This window comes from Homoserinibacter gongjuensis, assembly GCF_030161875.1.
Lineage (GTDB): Bacteria > Actinomycetota > Actinomycetes > Actinomycetales > Microbacteriaceae > Homoserinibacter > Homoserinibacter gongjuensis.
Genome location: NZ_BSVA01000001.1, coordinates 537,799 through 551,464 on the forward strand (window position 1 = coordinate 537,799; position 13,666 = coordinate 551,464).

14 protein-coding genes, 2 pseudogenes and 1 riboswitch are annotated in these 13,666 nt (G+C 70.0%); of the genes and pseudogenes, 12 read left to right on the forward strand and 4 right to left on the reverse strand.

Annotation, left to right across the window (positions count from 1 at the left end; all coding sequences use genetic code 11):
* Positions 1 to 75: 75 nt before the first annotated feature.
* From QQK29_RS02980 to ribH, 9 genes and pseudogenes are all read left to right on the forward strand, one after another.
* A pseudogene (locus QQK29_RS02980) lies at positions 76 to 842 on the forward strand (exodeoxyribonuclease III).
* Between the two features lie 18 nt (positions 843 to 860).
* A pseudogene (trpS, locus tag QQK29_RS02985) lies at positions 861 to 1,867 on the forward strand (tryptophan--tRNA ligase).
* Between the two features lie 10 nt (positions 1,868 to 1,877).
* Positions 1,878 to 2,435 carry a GNAT family N-acetyltransferase gene (locus tag QQK29_RS02990; RefSeq protein ID WP_284297662.1) on the forward strand — a complete coding sequence of 186 codons (558 nt, stop codon included), beginning with the start codon at positions 1,878 to 1,880 and terminating at the stop codon, positions 2,433 to 2,435.
* Positions 2,432 to 3,121, forward strand: a complete 690-nt coding sequence (locus QQK29_RS02995) for an HAD family hydrolase (protein ID WP_284297664.1) — start codon at positions 2,432 to 2,434, stop codon at positions 3,119 to 3,121. Before QQK29_RS02990 ends, QQK29_RS02995 begins: the two co-directional genes overlap by 4 nt.
* Before the next feature lie 211 nt (positions 3,122 to 3,332).
* Positions 3,333 to 3,896 carry a hypothetical protein gene (locus tag QQK29_RS03000; protein WP_284297666.1) on the forward strand — a complete coding sequence of 188 codons (564 nt, stop codon included), beginning with the start codon at positions 3,333 to 3,335 and terminating at the stop codon, positions 3,894 to 3,896.
* 39 nt (positions 3,897 to 3,935) lie between these two features.
* Positions 3,936 to 4,063, forward strand: a riboswitch (FMN riboswitch).
* Between the two features lie 81 nt (positions 4,064 to 4,144).
* Positions 4,145 to 5,185 (forward strand): bifunctional diaminohydroxyphosphoribosylaminopyrimidine deaminase/5-amino-6-(5-phosphoribosylamino)uracil reductase RibD, encoded by a 1,041-nt coding sequence (gene ribD, locus QQK29_RS03005; RefSeq protein WP_284297668.1) that lies wholly within the window; start codon positions 4,145 to 4,147, stop codon positions 5,183 to 5,185.
* A gap of 2 nt (positions 5,186 to 5,187) precedes the next feature.
* The gene (locus tag QQK29_RS03010) at positions 5,188 to 5,868 is read left to right on the forward strand and encodes a riboflavin synthase (protein ID WP_284297670.1); all 681 of its coding nucleotides are present in this window, start codon (positions 5,188 to 5,190) and stop codon (positions 5,866 to 5,868) included.
* Complete coding sequence (gene ribB, locus QQK29_RS03015) at positions 5,865 to 7,151, forward strand: 3,4-dihydroxy-2-butanone-4-phosphate synthase (protein ID WP_284297673.1); 1,287 nt, start codon at positions 5,865 to 5,867, stop codon at positions 7,149 to 7,151. Before QQK29_RS03010 ends, ribB begins: the two co-directional genes overlap by 4 nt.
* Positions 7,148 to 7,630, forward strand: a complete 483-nt coding sequence (ribH, locus tag QQK29_RS03020) for a 6,7-dimethyl-8-ribityllumazine synthase (RefSeq protein WP_284297676.1) — start codon at positions 7,148 to 7,150, stop codon at positions 7,628 to 7,630. The genes ribB and ribH overlap by 4 nt, the downstream gene beginning before the upstream one ends.
* Before the next feature lie 19 nt (positions 7,631 to 7,649).
* On the opposite strand, the gene QQK29_RS03025 is transcribed toward ribH, so the two are convergent.
* Together QQK29_RS03025 and QQK29_RS03030 are read right to left on the reverse strand one after the other, a co-directional pair.
* Positions 7,650 to 8,357, reverse strand: coding sequence for an MgtC/SapB family protein (locus QQK29_RS03025; protein WP_284297678.1), 708 nt, complete (start codon positions 8,355 to 8,357; stop codon positions 7,650 to 7,652).
* Positions 8,358 to 8,522: 165 nt separating this feature from the next.
* Positions 8,523 to 9,392 carry a sugar phosphate isomerase/epimerase family protein gene (locus QQK29_RS03030; protein WP_284297680.1) on the reverse strand — a complete coding sequence of 290 codons (870 nt, stop codon included), beginning with the start codon at positions 9,390 to 9,392 and terminating at the stop codon, positions 8,523 to 8,525.
* A gap of 134 nt (positions 9,393 to 9,526) precedes the next feature.
* Here QQK29_RS03030 and QQK29_RS03035 point away from each other — a divergent pair, with 134 nt between their 5' ends.
* The 3 genes from QQK29_RS03035 (at position 9,527) to QQK29_RS03045 (ending at position 11,973) form a co-directional block, all read left to right on the forward strand.
* Entirely contained in the window at positions 9,527 to 10,186 is a 660-nt protein-coding gene (locus QQK29_RS03035) for a LacI family DNA-binding transcriptional regulator (RefSeq protein ID WP_284297682.1), read from the forward strand.
* Positions 10,098 to 10,538, forward strand: coding sequence for a substrate-binding domain-containing protein (locus tag QQK29_RS03040; protein ID WP_284301890.1), 441 nt, complete (start codon positions 10,098 to 10,100; stop codon positions 10,536 to 10,538). The genes QQK29_RS03035 and QQK29_RS03040 overlap by 89 nt, the downstream gene beginning before the upstream one ends.
* Before the next feature lie 118 nt (positions 10,539 to 10,656).
* Positions 10,657 to 11,973, forward strand: coding sequence for an MFS transporter (locus tag QQK29_RS03045; RefSeq protein WP_348533786.1), 1,317 nt, complete (start codon positions 10,657 to 10,659; stop codon positions 11,971 to 11,973).
* Between the two features lie 26 nt (positions 11,974 to 11,999).
* Here the strand turns inward: QQK29_RS03045 and QQK29_RS03050 are convergent, their stop codons facing one another.
* A complete protein-coding gene (locus QQK29_RS03050; protein WP_284297684.1) occupies positions 12,000 to 12,821 on the reverse strand; it encodes an ABC transporter permease in 822 nt (273 codons plus the stop codon).
* Entirely contained in the window at positions 12,818 to 13,663 is an 846-nt protein-coding gene (locus tag QQK29_RS03055; protein ID WP_284297686.1) for an ABC transporter permease, read from the reverse strand. Before QQK29_RS03055 ends, QQK29_RS03050 begins: the two co-directional genes overlap by 4 nt.
* Positions 13,664 to 13,666: the final 3 nt, after the last annotated feature.

The window sequence follows — 13,666 nt, forward strand, 5'->3', positions numbered from 1 at the left end:
GTTGAAGGCGTGTCCCGCCCGCTTCGCATCGCCTCCGTCAACGTCAACGGCGTTCGCGCCGCCTTCCGCAAGGGGATGGGCGAGTGGCTCGCCCCGCGAGGCGTCGACATCCTGGCGCTGCAGGAGGTGCGCGCCGACACCGACGACCTGACCGCCCTGCTCGGCGAGGAGTGGGACGTGCTGCACGACCCCGCCACGGCGAAGGGGCGCGCGGGCGTCGCGCTCGCGAGCCGCCGCAAGGCCGACATCCACCGGGTGACGCTGGGCCCCGACGACTTCGACTCCGCGGGCCGCTGGCTCGAGGCGGACTACGACGTCGACGGCACGATCGTCACGGTCGTGTCGACGTACGTGAATTCAGGCGAGGCCGACACCCCCAAGCAGGTCGAGAAGTACAAGTTCCTGGACGCCATGGCCGAGCGCCTGCCGAAGCTCGCCGAGCACAACCCGCTCTCCTCATCGTGGGCGACCTCAACGTCGGCCACCGCACCCTCGACATCAAGAACTGGAAGGGCAACGTGAAGCGCGCCGGCTTCCTGCCCGAGGAGCGCGCCTACTTCGACCGGTTCGTCGGAGCCGAGGGCGAAGAGGGCTACAACGCGGGTGCCGGCTTCGGTTGGGTGGATGTCGGCCGCCGCTGGGCGGGCGAGGTGCCCGGTCCGTACACGTGGTGGTCGCAGCGCGGCAAGGCCTTCGACACCGACACGGGCTGGCGCATCGATTACCACCTCGCGACGGCGACGCTGGCAGAGAAGGTCACCTCGTATGCCGTGGATCGTGCCGACGCCTACGACAAGCGATGGTCCGACCACGCTCCCGTCGTCGTCGATTATCAGCTCTGACCCAAGGACCTCAGCCACATGACCAAGCCCCGCCTGTTCTCGGGCATGCAACCCTCCGCCGACTCCCTGCACGCAGGCAACTACATCGGCGCGCTCCTGCAGTGGAAGCACCTGCAGCAGAACTACGACGCCGTCTTCTGCGTCGTCGACCTGCACGCCATCACGGTTCCGCAAGACCCGGCGACGCTGCGCGAGAAGACCCGCCGCACCGCCGCACAGTACATCGCGGCCGGCATCGACCCATCCGCGTCGACCCTCTACGTGCAGTCGCACGTGCCGGCACATGCCGAGCTCGCCTGGGTGCTCAACACGATCACGGGCATGGGCGAGGCCAGCCGCATGACCCAGTTCAAAGACAAGACGGCCAAGCAGGGCGCCGAGTCGGCATCGGTCGGCCTCTTCACCTACCCGATCCTGCAGGCCGCCGACATCCTGCTCTACGACGCCGAGATCGTGCCCGTCGGGGAGGATCAGCGCCAGCACGTCGAGCTCACCCGCGACCTCGCCCAGCGCTTCAACTCCCGCTTCGGCGAGACGTTCGTGGTGCCGGAGGTATCGGTGCTCAAGGAAACGGCGAAGATCTACGACCTGCAGAACCCGGACTCGAAGATGTCGAAGTCGGGGAGACCGAGAACGGCATCCTGTGGCTGCTGGATGAGCCGAGCCGGCTCGTGAAGAAGATCAAATCTGCCGTCACCGACAACGACGGCTCGGTGCACTTCGACCGCGAGGCGAAGCCCGGGGTGTCGAACCTGCTCACCATGCTCTCGGTGCTGGGAGACACCTCGATCGAGACCCTCGAGCACGAGTTCGCAGGCCGCGGCTACGGCGATCTGAAGAGCGCGGTGGCGGATGCGGTGGTCGCCGAGTTCGGCCCGGTGCGCGAGCGCGCGCTCGAGCTGCTCGCCGACCCGGCCGAGCTCGACCGCCTGCTCGCCGTGAACGCCGATCGGGCGAACGAGCTCGCCGAGGCCACGCTCGCGCGCGCCTACGACCACGTCGGTTTCCTGCCCCGACGCGGCTGAGGCGGCGGCGATGGATCCGGTCGTGCTGCGCACCGAGCGGCTCGTGCTGTCGGTGCCCACCGAGGCCGACGTCGACACCATCACCGAGCTCTGCCAAGACCAGGCGATGGTCGAGATGCTCGCCGCCGTGCCCTGGCCGTACACGCGCGCGGATGCGGAGTTCTTCGTGAACGACGTCGTGGCTCCGGGCTGGGCGCGCGACAGCGAATACGTCTGGGGCATCCGCGAGACGGCCGACGGCCCGCACCTCGGTTCGATCGGCTGGCATCCGGCGCGCCGTGAGATCGGCTATTGGATGGGGGCACCCCATCGCGGCCGCGGCTACATGAGCGAGGCCGCCCGCGAGGTGTGCCGGTGGGTCTTCGCCGAACTCGGTGTGGAGCGGATCGGATGGGAGGCCTACGTCGGCAACGTCGCGTCCGCGCGCGTCGCCCGCGCGCTCGGGTTCCGCTTCGACGGGGTGCGTGAATCGGCCGTCTGCGCCCGCGACGGCGTGCGGCCCGCCGCCTGGCACGCGTATCTGCTGGCGGGCGACGACGGCGCGCCCCGGCCGGGGTGGCCGCTGTGAGCGGGCGCGACATCCGGGCGGTGCTGTTCGATCTCGACGACACGCTGTTCGCCCACCGGGAGTCGGTGGAGGCAGGCATCCACGCGCACCGCGCGGCGCTCGGCGGCGCCTTCGCGACGGTGGAACCGGCATCCGAGTTCGCCCGCTGGAACGCTCTGGAGGAGGAGCACTACCACCGCTACCTGGCGGGCGAGGTCGACTACCTCGAGCAGCGCCGCGCTCGGGCGCGGGCCTTCGTGGCCCCGTACGGCATCGAGCTCGACGACGAGGCGGCGCTGCGCTGGTTCGCCGACTACACCGAGCACTACCGCACGAGTTGGACCCTGCACGCCGATGTGCACGCGTGTCTCGCGGCGCTCGCCCCGCGGGCGCTCGGCATCATCACCAACGGCGACCTCGCCTTCCAAACCGCCAAGATCGTCGGAACCGGGCTGGATGCGCTCATCCCGCTCGGCAACCTCATCGCGAGCGGTGAGGTGGGGGTGGCGAAGCCGGATGCACGCATCTTCCAACTCGCGGCTCGCCACTTCGGTGTCGAGCCGTCGCAGGCTTGCTACGTCGGCGACCGCCTGCACACGGATGCGATCGGCGCCGCCCGCGCCGGCCTGCTCGGCGTGTGGATCGATCGCCCAGGACTCGCCACCGACGAGCAGCGTGCCGAGGCCGCCCGCGAGGGGTGGCCGTGATCCGCGGTCTCGCCGAGTTGCCCGCGCTGCTGCGCTGAGGCCCCAGTCGGCGTCGCCCGGGAGGCGGCCGCCGTGACCTCGAACGGCCGATCCGTTCCTCCACAGCTCGCCCGCACACGGGTTCTCCCGAGATTCACGGGGGCATCTGGCGGGTCGTCGCGGCCGATTGTTAGCGTCGCTGCATCGCATCCACCGACCCGAGAGGCCCCCGATGACCGCAGCCGCCGCGCCCGTCTCCCCCATGGACCCTCGCCTCGCGCTGCTCGTCGCCGCCCACGACCAGACTCACCACGACCTCGCGAGCCTCGCCGACGAGGTGCACAAGAACCACGACGAACTGAGCAACCGCATCGGCCTCCTCGACACGAAGACGGAGTTCGTCGGTGCGCGGATCACCGCCGAAGTCGGACTCATCAACCGCAAGCTCGACGACATCGAGCGAAACGGTGCCCTGGTTAAGGACCACGTGATGCTGATGACGGGCAAGTTCGGTGAGCTCGACAAGAAGGTCACGCTGCTCGACGAGCGGGTCACCGCCCGGCTCGACGGGATCGACACCCGGCTCGACGGGATGGACACCCGCTTCGACGGGATCGATCAACGACTCGACGGCATCGACACCCGACTCGACGGGATCGACACCCGACTCGACGCGATGGACACCCGCTTCGACGGGATCGATGTCCGACTCGACGGGATCGACACCCGACTCGACGGCATCGACACGCAGCTCGGCACGATCGTGGGCCTGCTGACGACCGAGCCCCGGGAATAGTCACCGCCGACATGCGTTGTAGACTCCGAAACACGTAGCACGTGCTCCGGGGGCGGTGAAAATCCGCACCGGCGGTGATAGTCCGCGAACCCCGTCTCTCACGAGGCGGGGCCGATCCGGTGGAATTCCGGTACCGACGGTGAAAGTCCGGATGGAAGGAAGCACGCGTCGGCGGAGCCATTGTCAGCATCCGTCGGCGGCGCCGATTCTCGTCGCGCATCCCCGGAGCCCCACCGGAGAGGATGCGGATGACCCAGCAGGTCTTCTACGACGCCCCCATGCGTCGCGCCCTCGAGCTCTCCGAGCGCGGGCAGGTCACCGGCGGGAATCCCCAGGTGGGCTGCGTGCTGCTCGACGACACCGGGCGCATCGTCGCCGAGGGCTGGCATCGCGGCGCCGGAACTCCGCACGCCGAGGTCGACGCGCTCTCGCATCTCACCGACGCGCGTGGCCTTACCGCCGTCGTCACCCTCGAGCCCTGCAACCACACCGGCCGCACCGGGCCCTGCAGCGAAGCCCTCATCGCCGCGGGCATCACGCGTGTGGTCTACGCGGTGAGTGATCCCGGCCGCGAGTCGGCCGGCGGCGCCGAGCGGCTGCGCGCCGCGGGCGTCGAGGTGATCCCCGGCGTGTTGGCCACCGACGTCGAGCAGCTGCTGCACATCTGGCTCACCGCGGTCGCCCGGCGTCGGCCGTGGGTGACCGTGAAGTGGGCCTCAACGCTCGACGGACGCGCCGCAGCATCCGACGGCACGAGCCAGTGGATCACCGGTACCGCCGCGCGCCAGCGCGTGCACGAGCAGCGCGCCGCATCCGACGCCATCCTCGTCGGCACCGGAACCGTCTACGCCGACGACCCCCAGCTCACCGTGCGCGGGGATGCCGGCGAGCTTCTCCGGCACCAGCACCAGCCCGTGCCGGTGGTCGTGGGCGAACGTCCCCTTCCCGCGGATGCGGCGCTGCGCCGCCATCCGGCCGGCGTCATCGAGACCGGCACGCGCGACCTCGGCCGCGTGCTCGCCGACCTCGATGCACGCGGCATCCGACGCGTTTACGTGGAGGGCGGGCCGACGCTCGCCTCGGCGGTCGTCGCCGCGGGGCTCGCCGACGAGTACGCCATCTACCTCGCGCCGGCCCTGCTGGGCGGCGAGAAGCTCGCGATCGGCGATCTCGGCATCCGCACCATCGCCGACGCGCGGCGCCTGCACATCGTGAGCGTCGAGCAGCTCGGCGAGGACCTGCTCGTGATCGCACGCCCCACCCGTACACCCGAGAACCGAGGAGTCTGACCATGTTCACCGGCATCATCGAGGAACGAGGCACCGTGCTCGCCTGGGAGCGCACGGGCGATGCCGCGCGACTCACCGTGCGCGCGCCGCTCGCCGTGTCGGATGCGTCGCACGGCGATTCGATCGCGGTGTCGGGCGTCTGCCTCACCGTCGTCGATCAGGGCGCTGACTGGTTCACGGCCGACGTCATGGGCGTCTCGATCGACGTGACGACGATCGGCGACCGCCGCCCCGGCGATCGCGTCAACATCGAGCGGGCCGCCGCGGTCGGCGACCGCCTCGGCGGCCATATCGTGCAGGGCCACGTCGACGGCACGGCGACCGTGCTCTCGACCGAGGACGGATCGGCGTGGCGCGTCGTGCGCTTCTCGCTGCCGGCCGAGCTCGCACCGCTCGTGACCCGCAAGGGCTCGGTCGCGATCGACGGCACCTCGCTCACCGTGAGCGCCGTGGCCGAGGCGAGCGAGCCCGAGCAGTGGTTCGAGGTCTCGCTCATCCCCGAGACGCTCGAGGCCACGACCCTGGGCGCACTCACCTCGGGCGACCGCGTGAACCTCGAGACCGACATCCTGGCGCGGCACGTGGAACGGATGCTGGCCTTCGGTGAGGGGTCGCAAGGTGTCCCCGACACGCCGACGTCACCGCAATTTGCGACCCCTCACGAGACAGGAGCACGGTCATGAGTTTGAGCGACATCCCCACAGCCCTTCAGGCGCTGCGCGAGGGGCGCCCCGTGATCGTGGCCGACGACGAGGGCCGCGAGAACGAGGGCGACGTGGTGCTCGCCGCCGAGACCGCGAGCCAGGAGTGGATCGCCTGGGCCGTCAAGCACTCCTCCGGCTTCATCTGCGCCCCGATGACGAACGAGATCGCCGACCGGCTCGCGCTGCCCCCCATGGTCGCGCACAACGAAGACCCCCGCGGCACGGCGTACACGGTCTCCGTCGACGCGGCGAACCGGCTCTCGACGGGCATTTCGGCATCCGATCGTGCGCACACCCTGCGGGTGCTCGCCGACCCGAGCTCGACGCCCGAGAGCCTGCACCGCCCGGGCCACGTGCTGCCGCTGCGCGCCGTGGACGGCGGCGTTCGCGAGCGCGACGGACACACCGAGGCATCCGTCGACCTGCTCAAGCTCGCGGGCCTCACCCCCGTCGCGGCGATCGTCGAGATCGTCGACGAGGACGGCGAGATGATGCGGCTGCCGAACCTGATCCGGCTCGGCGAGCGGGAGAACGTGCCCGTCATCACGATCGAGGCGCTCATCCGCTTCATGGAGGAGCGTCGCTGCGAGCGCGATCCGAAGGCGGAGGTCACGGTGCCCGAATGGCAGCGCGTGAGCTTCGAGGTGGAGACCACCGTGCCGACGGGTCACGGCAGCTTCCGGGTGCGCGCCTACCGCGACCGCTCGACGGGCGCCGATCATGTCGCGTGGATCTCGGGCGAGCCTCGCGACGGCGCTCTCGTGCGTGTGCACTCGGAGTGCCTGACGGGTGAGGCGTTCGGCTCGCTCAAGTGCGAGTGCGGACCGCAACTGCAGTCCGCGCTCGACACGATCCAGGCCGAGGGCGGCGTGGTCATCTACCTGCGCGGCCAGGAAGGGCGTGGCATCGGCCTCATCAACAAGCTGCGTGCCTACCGCCTGCAGGAGGACGGCTTCGACACGCTCGACGCCAACCTCGCGCTCGGCCTGCCCGCCGACGCTCGCGACTACGGGGCCGCTGTCGGGATCCTCAAGGACCTCGGCATCCGCCGCGTGCGCCTGCTGAGCAACAACCCCGAGAAGGCCCGGCAGTTGGCCGAGCGCGGCGTCGAGGTCGAGGAGCTCGTGCCGCTCGTGGTCGGGGTGGGCGAGTTCAACGAGGGCTACCTCGACGCGAAGCGCGACCGGATGGGTCACGCGCTTCCCAGCCACCAGGCGCTCGTCGAGCGCCTCAGCACGATCACCCCAGGAGGAACCGCATGAGCGGCGAAGGTCGCCCCACCCAGCTCGACACCGACGGCACGGGACTGCGTATCGCGGTCGTCGCCGGCACCTGGCATGACCGCATCACCGAGGGCCTGCTGACAGGCGCCCTGCGCACGCTTGCCGCATCCGGCGCCGAGGTCGAGGTGTTCCGGGTGCCCGGCAGCTTCGAGCTGCCGGTGATCGCGAAGGCCGCGCTCGAGGCGGGAGCGGATGGCGTGGTCGCGCTCGGCGTGATCATCCGGGGCGGCACGCCGCACTTCGAGTTCGTCTCGAACGCGGCGACCGACGGGCTCACGCGCGTCGCGCTCGACACCGGCAAGCCCGTCGGCTTCGGGGTGCTGACCCTCGACGACGAGCAGCAGGGCATCGACCGTGCCGGCTTCCCGGGGTCGAAGGAAGACAAGGGCCAGGAGGCAGCGGAGGCCGTGCTCGCCACGGCGCGCGTGCTGCGGCGGGTGCGCGGCACCTCGTCCTGACGCGCGGAACGGGCGGCGGTCAGTCGTCGTCGTCGCTGTCGATGCGTGATGCCGAACGCACCCCGCGCAGCGCCGCGAGCGACGACAGCAGCTGATCCAGCTTGCTCGAGCTCGTGCTTCCGGGCGACCGGATCTGCAGCATGCCCTCGTCGGAATCGGTCGAGCGGGTGATGCGGGTGACCGCGTAGCCGTACTCGGCCACGACCTCGAGCACGGCCGTCAGCACCGCCTTGCTGTAGCGGTACCGCACCTCGACGCTCGGCTCCGAGACGACCGAGCGGCGGATGCGCTGGTTCAGCATGGTGAGCAGGGTGACGGATGCGAGATGCAGCACCGTGCCCGCGACCGCGAGCAACGGCATCCCGGCACCGCACGCCATGCCGATCGCGGCGGTCATCCACACCGAGGCGGCCGTCGTGAGGCCGTTGACGGCGTCGTTCTTGACGAAGATGACGCCCGCGCCGAGGAAGCCGATCCCCGAGACGATCTGCGCGGCGATGCGGGAGGGGTCGAGGGTGACATCCGGGCCGAGGATCGCCTGGAACCCGTACGCCGAGACGAGGGTGAACATGGCCGAGCCGAGGCCGACGAGGGTGTGGGTGCGCAGCCCCGCGCTCTTCAACCGACGCGAGCGTTCGACGCCGATCGCGACCGAGAGCACGAAGGCGAGGGCCAGGAGCAGCAGCTCGGTGAGCCAGGATTCGGGCAACAAGACGATGTCGATCATCGGGATACGGCGGCCTCCTTCTGCGCGCCGCACTCGTGTCGACGCGGCGGGTCGACGCCCGGACGCGACGCGCTGGTCGCGGCGGCGCGAACGCTCTGGCTGAGGATACTCCGCCCCTGACGCACGGTCGGATCGCCCGGCACCGGGAATCGCCCTCGGGTCGGCTCAGTGCGGGCGGATGGTGTCGACGGCCGCGAGCTTGCCGCGGATGAACGCGTTGGCGTGCGCGCCGAGGTCGTCGTTGTCGGTCCACAGGTTGCGCCAGATGCCGAGCATGCGACTGAGATCGGGCGCGACCACAACCGAGGAGAACGACTCGAAGGTGATCGGGCCCTGGTAGTCGAGCCGCGCGAGGGCGCGGAAGAAGGTGTCGAAGTCGACCGATCCCGTGCCGAGGTAGCCGCGGTGGCTCTCGCCGATGTGCACGTAGTGCAGGGCGTCGGCCGCGTCGAGCACCGGGGCGAACATGTCCGACTCCTCGATGTTCATGTGGTACGTGTCGAGGTGCACTCCGAGGTTGGGCCGGTCGATCTCGGCGAGGTACGCGAGCGCCTGCCGCGAGGTGTTGAGCACATTCGTCTCGTACCGGTTGACGACCTCGACCGCGACCCGCACGCCCCGCTCGGCAGCGTGGTCGGCCACACGGGCGATGACCCGCTGGCTGTTGGCGATGCCCTGCGGCGTGGCCGGCTCCAGGTACTTCTTCATGGCGCTGTAGATCACGCCGCAGAAGTAGGTGCCGCCGAGATCGGCGAGCACGTCGACGGCCCGCAGCAGCAGCGCCTCCCCCGCCGCGACGACCGATGCGTCCTCGCTCGAGATGTCCGTCGCCTCGGAGAGCCCGAGAGAGGCGCTCACCTGGAGCCCGTGCTCGTCGAGGGCGGATCGGGCGGCCGCCACGTCGAAGCTGAACGGGTCCATGAGCGGGTACTCGATGAGGTCGAACCCGGCCTGCTTGGTCTTCTCCGCGGCGAGGCGGATGCCGGGCGCGTCGAAGACGCCCGTCCAGACGAGTCCATGGCATCCGATGGTCATGAGGGGTGTTCCTTTCGCCGACGCAATTGGCACGTTGCAAGCCGTGTTTCCCGAGGCTAGGCGCGCGCGTTGTAACGTGTCAAGTCGGTTCAGTAGCCTGAGCGTGACGGAGCCGCCGAGGAGCAGGAGCACGGATGCCGGCAAGCGTGAAGGACGTCGCGGCGCTCGCGAAGGTCTCCTCGTCGACGGTGTCGAACTTCCTCAACCACCCGCACCTGCTCGGCGAGGCGACGAGAGAGCGGGTGCGCGCGGCGATCGTCGAACTCGGCTTCGTGCCCAACGAGTCGGCCCGCCAGCTGCGGGCGGGCACCGGCAAGCTCCTCGCCGTGAGCCTCATCGACGCCTGGCAGCCCTACTTCGCCGAGCTCTCCCGCGGCGTCGAGGACGTCATCCGCGACAGCCCCTGGTCGCTCATGTTCAGCAACAGCAACCGCGACGAGCAGCAGGAGCGCGACAACCTCGACATGTTCGAGGCCCACCGCGTGCAGGGCATCGTCATCTACCCCCAGGGCGACGTGACGACCCGGCTCGAGCGCCTGGCCGACCGCGGGGTGAAGTCGGTGGTGGTCGGGCCTTCGCTCCGCTCGCCGCGTTTCGCCTCGGTTCCCTTCGACGACCGCGGCGGGGGCGCCTCGCCGGGTCCCACCTCATCGCGACGGGACGTCGACGCATCGCCTTCCTCGGCAACCCCGACCAGATCGCGCAATCTCGGGATCGCCTGGACGGCGTGCACGACGCGGTGGCCGCCTCCGGCGAGCGCGTCTCGGTCGTCACCGTGCCGGTGCCCGAACTGAGCGGCGAAGCGGGCCTGCAGGCGGCCGAGAGCATCTTGGCCCTCCCCGAGCAGAGCGCCCCGACGCCGTCTTCGCGGCCAACGACGTCGTGGCAGTCGGTGCGCTCACCTGCTTCCTGCGGCACGGTATCGACGTGCCCGGTGAGATCGCGATCGTCGGGTTCGACGACATCGCCCTCGCGCACCAGGCCGTCGTCCCGCTCACCACCATCCGTCAGCCCGGGTACGAGATCGGGCGCGCGGCGGCCGGCCTCCTGCTCGAGCAGCTCGAGCATCCGACGGCGCCGCCGCCGCAGCTGACACCGTTCGGCGCGGAGCTCGTCGTGCGTCAGTCGACGCCGACGCTCGCGTAGGAGGCGCCGACCCGAAGGCGGCGAGGGCAGACGGATCGGTCCACCCGTGCCAGGCTTTCCTCATGAGCAGCGCACCGGCCACCGCATCCGCTCCCGCCAACCCCGCTCGCGCGTGGTGGTGGCGAGCCTCATCGGCACCACGATCGAGTTCTACGACTTCTACGTCTACGCGACGGCCGCGGTGCTCGTGTTCCCGCACCTGTTCTTCCCGACGGGCGACGAGACGACGGCCCTGCTGTCGTCGTTCGCGGTGTTCGGCGCCGCGATGGTGGCGCGCCCGCTCGGCGCCGTGTTCTTCGGACACCTCGGTGACAAGCGCGGCCGCAAGGTGACGCTCGTCGGCGCCCTGCTCACGATGGGCATCGCGACGTTCCTCATCGGGCTGCTGCCCACCTACACGGTCGCCGGATGGATCGCCCCGCTGCTGCTCGTGGTGCTGCGGCTCGCGCAGGGCTTCGCGCTCGGCGGCGAGTGGTCGGGAGCGGCGCTCGTCGCGACCGAGAACGCGCCGGAGGGCAAACGCGCCTGGTACGGCACGTTCCCCCAGCTCGGGGCGCCGATCGGGTTCATCATCGCCAACGGCCTCTTCCTCGTGATCGCGGCCGTGCTGCCCTCGGCCGACCCCTCGCTGCCGTCGCAGGAGTTCCTCGACTGGGGGTGGCGCATCCCGTTCCTGTTCTCGGCGGTCATGGTCGCGGTCGGCCTGTGGGTACGGCTGCGACTCGTCGAGTCGGCGACCTTCTCGAAGGCCGCGTCGGCTGGGCGGCTCGCGAAGGTGCCGCTCGCGGAGGCGTTCCGCACCCACTGGCGCGAGCTCATCCTCGGCACCTTCTACATGCTCGCGACCTACGTTCTCTTCTACCTCATGACGACGTTCTCGCTCGGCTTCGGCCGGGCGCCGACGGACGCCCGGGTGCCCGGCCTCGGCTACGACTACACGACGTTCGTACTGCTCATGATCCTCGGCGTCGTGTTCTTCGGGATCTTCACGCTGGTCTCGGGCCCGCTCGCCGACCGCTTCGGGCGCCGCGCGACGCTCATCGTCGTGACGATCGCGATCATCGCGTTCGGCCTGATCTGGGTGCCGCTGCTGTCGCTCGGCATGGTGGGCGTCGTGCTGTGGCTCGTGCTCGGCTTCACGCTCATGGGCTTCACCTTCGGACCGATGGGTGCGCTGCTCCCCGAGCTGTTCCCCACCGCCCTGCGTTACACCGGCTCGGGCGTCTCGTACAACGTGTCGTCGATCCTCGGCGCCGCGGTCGCCCCTTTCATCGCCGTGTGGCTGTGGGGCGTGGGCGAGGGCAGCCCGTTCTGGGTCGGCGTCTACCTCTCGGTGATGTCGGTGCTCACCCTCATCGCCCTGCTGATCGGACGCGAGACGCGCGACATCTCGTTGGATGACGTGGATGCGGAGATCCCCGAGGCGCTCCCGTAGCGTCGTCGTCGCGCCGCGTCGCGTGCTCAGTCGAGGAAGAGCGCCCGCAGCCGCCGCGTCGTGAAGTACAGACCGATCGCGATCATGACGAGGTAGTACAGCACGTGCACGAGCGCATCCGGACCGACGACGCCCGTCGTGAGCCCCCGGATGAGCTCGACCCCGTGCCACAGCGGCAGGGCCATGACGAGCCACTGCAGGGGCTCGGGGTAGACCGAGATGGGGAAGAACGTGGCCGAGAACATGAACATCGGCATGAGCACGAACATGATCCATTCCATCTGCTGGAAGGTCGTGAAGTAGCTCGTCACCCCCATGCCGATCGAGGCGAACCCGAATGCCACGAGCATCACGGCGGGGACGGCGAGCACCGCCCACCACGAGAGGTTGAGGCCCATGAGCTGCATCACGAACTGGAACCCGACGCCGTAGATCGCCCCGCGGAACAGGGCCAGCAGGATCTCGCCGAGGGCGACGTCCAGGGGCCCCAGGCTCGTGGCGAGCATGCCCTCGTAGATCTTCGCGAAGTTCATCTTGAAGAACACGTTCCAGGTGGAGTCGTAGATGGCCCCGTTCATGGCCGACACCGCGAGCAGCGCGGGCGCGATGTAGGCGGCGTACGGGATCTCGCGACCCGACGCATCCGCGACCGTGCCGATGTAGGCGCCGAGGCCGACGCCGAGCGACAGCAGGTAGAAGATCGGCTCGATGAACCCGGATGCCACCACGACCCAGTTGCTCGAGCGCGTCGCCTGCAGCCCGCGGCCGACCACGGCGCGGGCGTTCCCCGCATACAGGGCCCGCACGCCGCCCCGGCGCAGGGTGCGCTCCTCGGTGACGGCGCTCATGCGTCGAGCCGCTTCCGGGTGACACGCACGGTGAGGCGCCAACCGCCGATGGCGAGGGCGAGCAGGAACACGAGGTGCACGGCGATCATCCAGACCGGACGCTCGGCCGCGTAGGAGGTGACCCGACCGAGTTCGGCGCCGTGCCAGAGGGGCGAGATCCAGCCGATGGGCCGCAGGAAGACCGGCAGCTGTTCGAGCGGGAACAGCGTGCCGCTGAAGAGGGTGAGAGGCAGCACGAGTACCCGCTGCACGACGGCGAACTGGCCGCGGTCCTCGCGCTGGGCGGCGGCGTAGGCGAACAGCGGCGCCCCGAAGGCGATGCCGGTGAGCGTCGCGATCGGCACGGTCAGCAGTCCCGTGGCGAGCGGCACGGCACCGAAGGCGGCCATCACGAGGAAGTACACGAGGGTGGTGGCGAAGATGCGCACCGCGACGAAGATGATGACGCCGTCGACCACCTGCCTCGCCGAGATGGGGGCCGCGTGCATCCCCACGTAGATGGGGTTCCACTTGAAGCCCTGCATCACGGGGTAGGTGAACTCGTCGGAGGCGATCGTGACCGCGGCGGTCGCGATGAGGGCCGGCGCGATGAAGACGAGGTAGCTCACGCCGTCGACGCCGCCGGGTCCGGCGTTGGCGTTCACGAGCACCCCGAGCCCGACGCCGAAGGCGAACAGATACATGACGGGTGTGCCGATCGCCGAGGCGACGTTCACTCCCAGATAGCGCCGCCACACCCGCACGTGGTGCTCGGCACTGTAGAGCGCGCCGAACCGGCGGGCGCGCACGCCGGCGGCGCGCGCCTCGGCGGCGAAGTCCGTCGTGGCGCGGGTCTGGCTCATGCG

What these genes read in the sequence shown, in the direction of transcription:
- QQK29_RS03055 (WP_284297686.1), bottom strand. Translation starts at nt 13,663, where the DNA reads ATGAGCCAGACCCGCGCCACGACGGACTTCGCCGCCGAGGCGCGCGCC.
- ribB (WP_284297673.1), top strand. Translation starts at nt 5,865, where the DNA reads ATGAGTTTGAGCGACATCCCCACAGCCCTTCAGGCGCTGCGCGAGGGG.
- ribH (WP_284297676.1), top strand. Translation starts at nt 7,148, where the DNA reads ATGAGCGGCGAAGGTCGCCCCACCCAGCTCGACACCGACGGCACGGGA.
- QQK29_RS03030 (WP_284297680.1), bottom strand. Translation starts at nt 9,392, where the DNA reads ATGACCATCGGATGCCATGGACTCGTCTGGACGGGCGTCTTCGACGCG.
- ribD (WP_284297668.1), top strand. Translation starts at nt 4,145, where the DNA reads ATGACCCAGCAGGTCTTCTACGACGCCCCCATGCGTCGCGCCCTCGAG.
- QQK29_RS02990 (WP_284297662.1), top strand. Translation starts at nt 1,878, where the DNA reads ATGGATCCGGTCGTGCTGCGCACCGAGCGGCTCGTGCTGTCGGTGCCC.
- QQK29_RS03010 (WP_284297670.1), top strand. Translation starts at nt 5,188, where the DNA reads ATGTTCACCGGCATCATCGAGGAACGAGGCACCGTGCTCGCCTGGGAG.
- QQK29_RS03025 (WP_284297678.1), bottom strand. Translation starts at nt 8,357, where the DNA reads ATGATCGACATCGTCTTGTTGCCCGAATCCTGGCTCACCGAGCTGCTG.
- QQK29_RS03000 (WP_284297666.1), top strand. Translation starts at nt 3,333, where the DNA reads ATGACCGCAGCCGCCGCGCCCGTCTCCCCCATGGACCCTCGCCTCGCG.
- QQK29_RS03050 (WP_284297684.1), bottom strand. Translation starts at nt 12,821, where the DNA reads ATGAGCGCCGTCACCGAGGAGCGCACCCTGCGCCGGGGCGGCGTGCGG.
- QQK29_RS03035 (WP_284297682.1), top strand. Translation starts at nt 9,527, where the DNA reads ATGCCGGCAAGCGTGAAGGACGTCGCGGCGCTCGCGAAGGTCTCCTCG.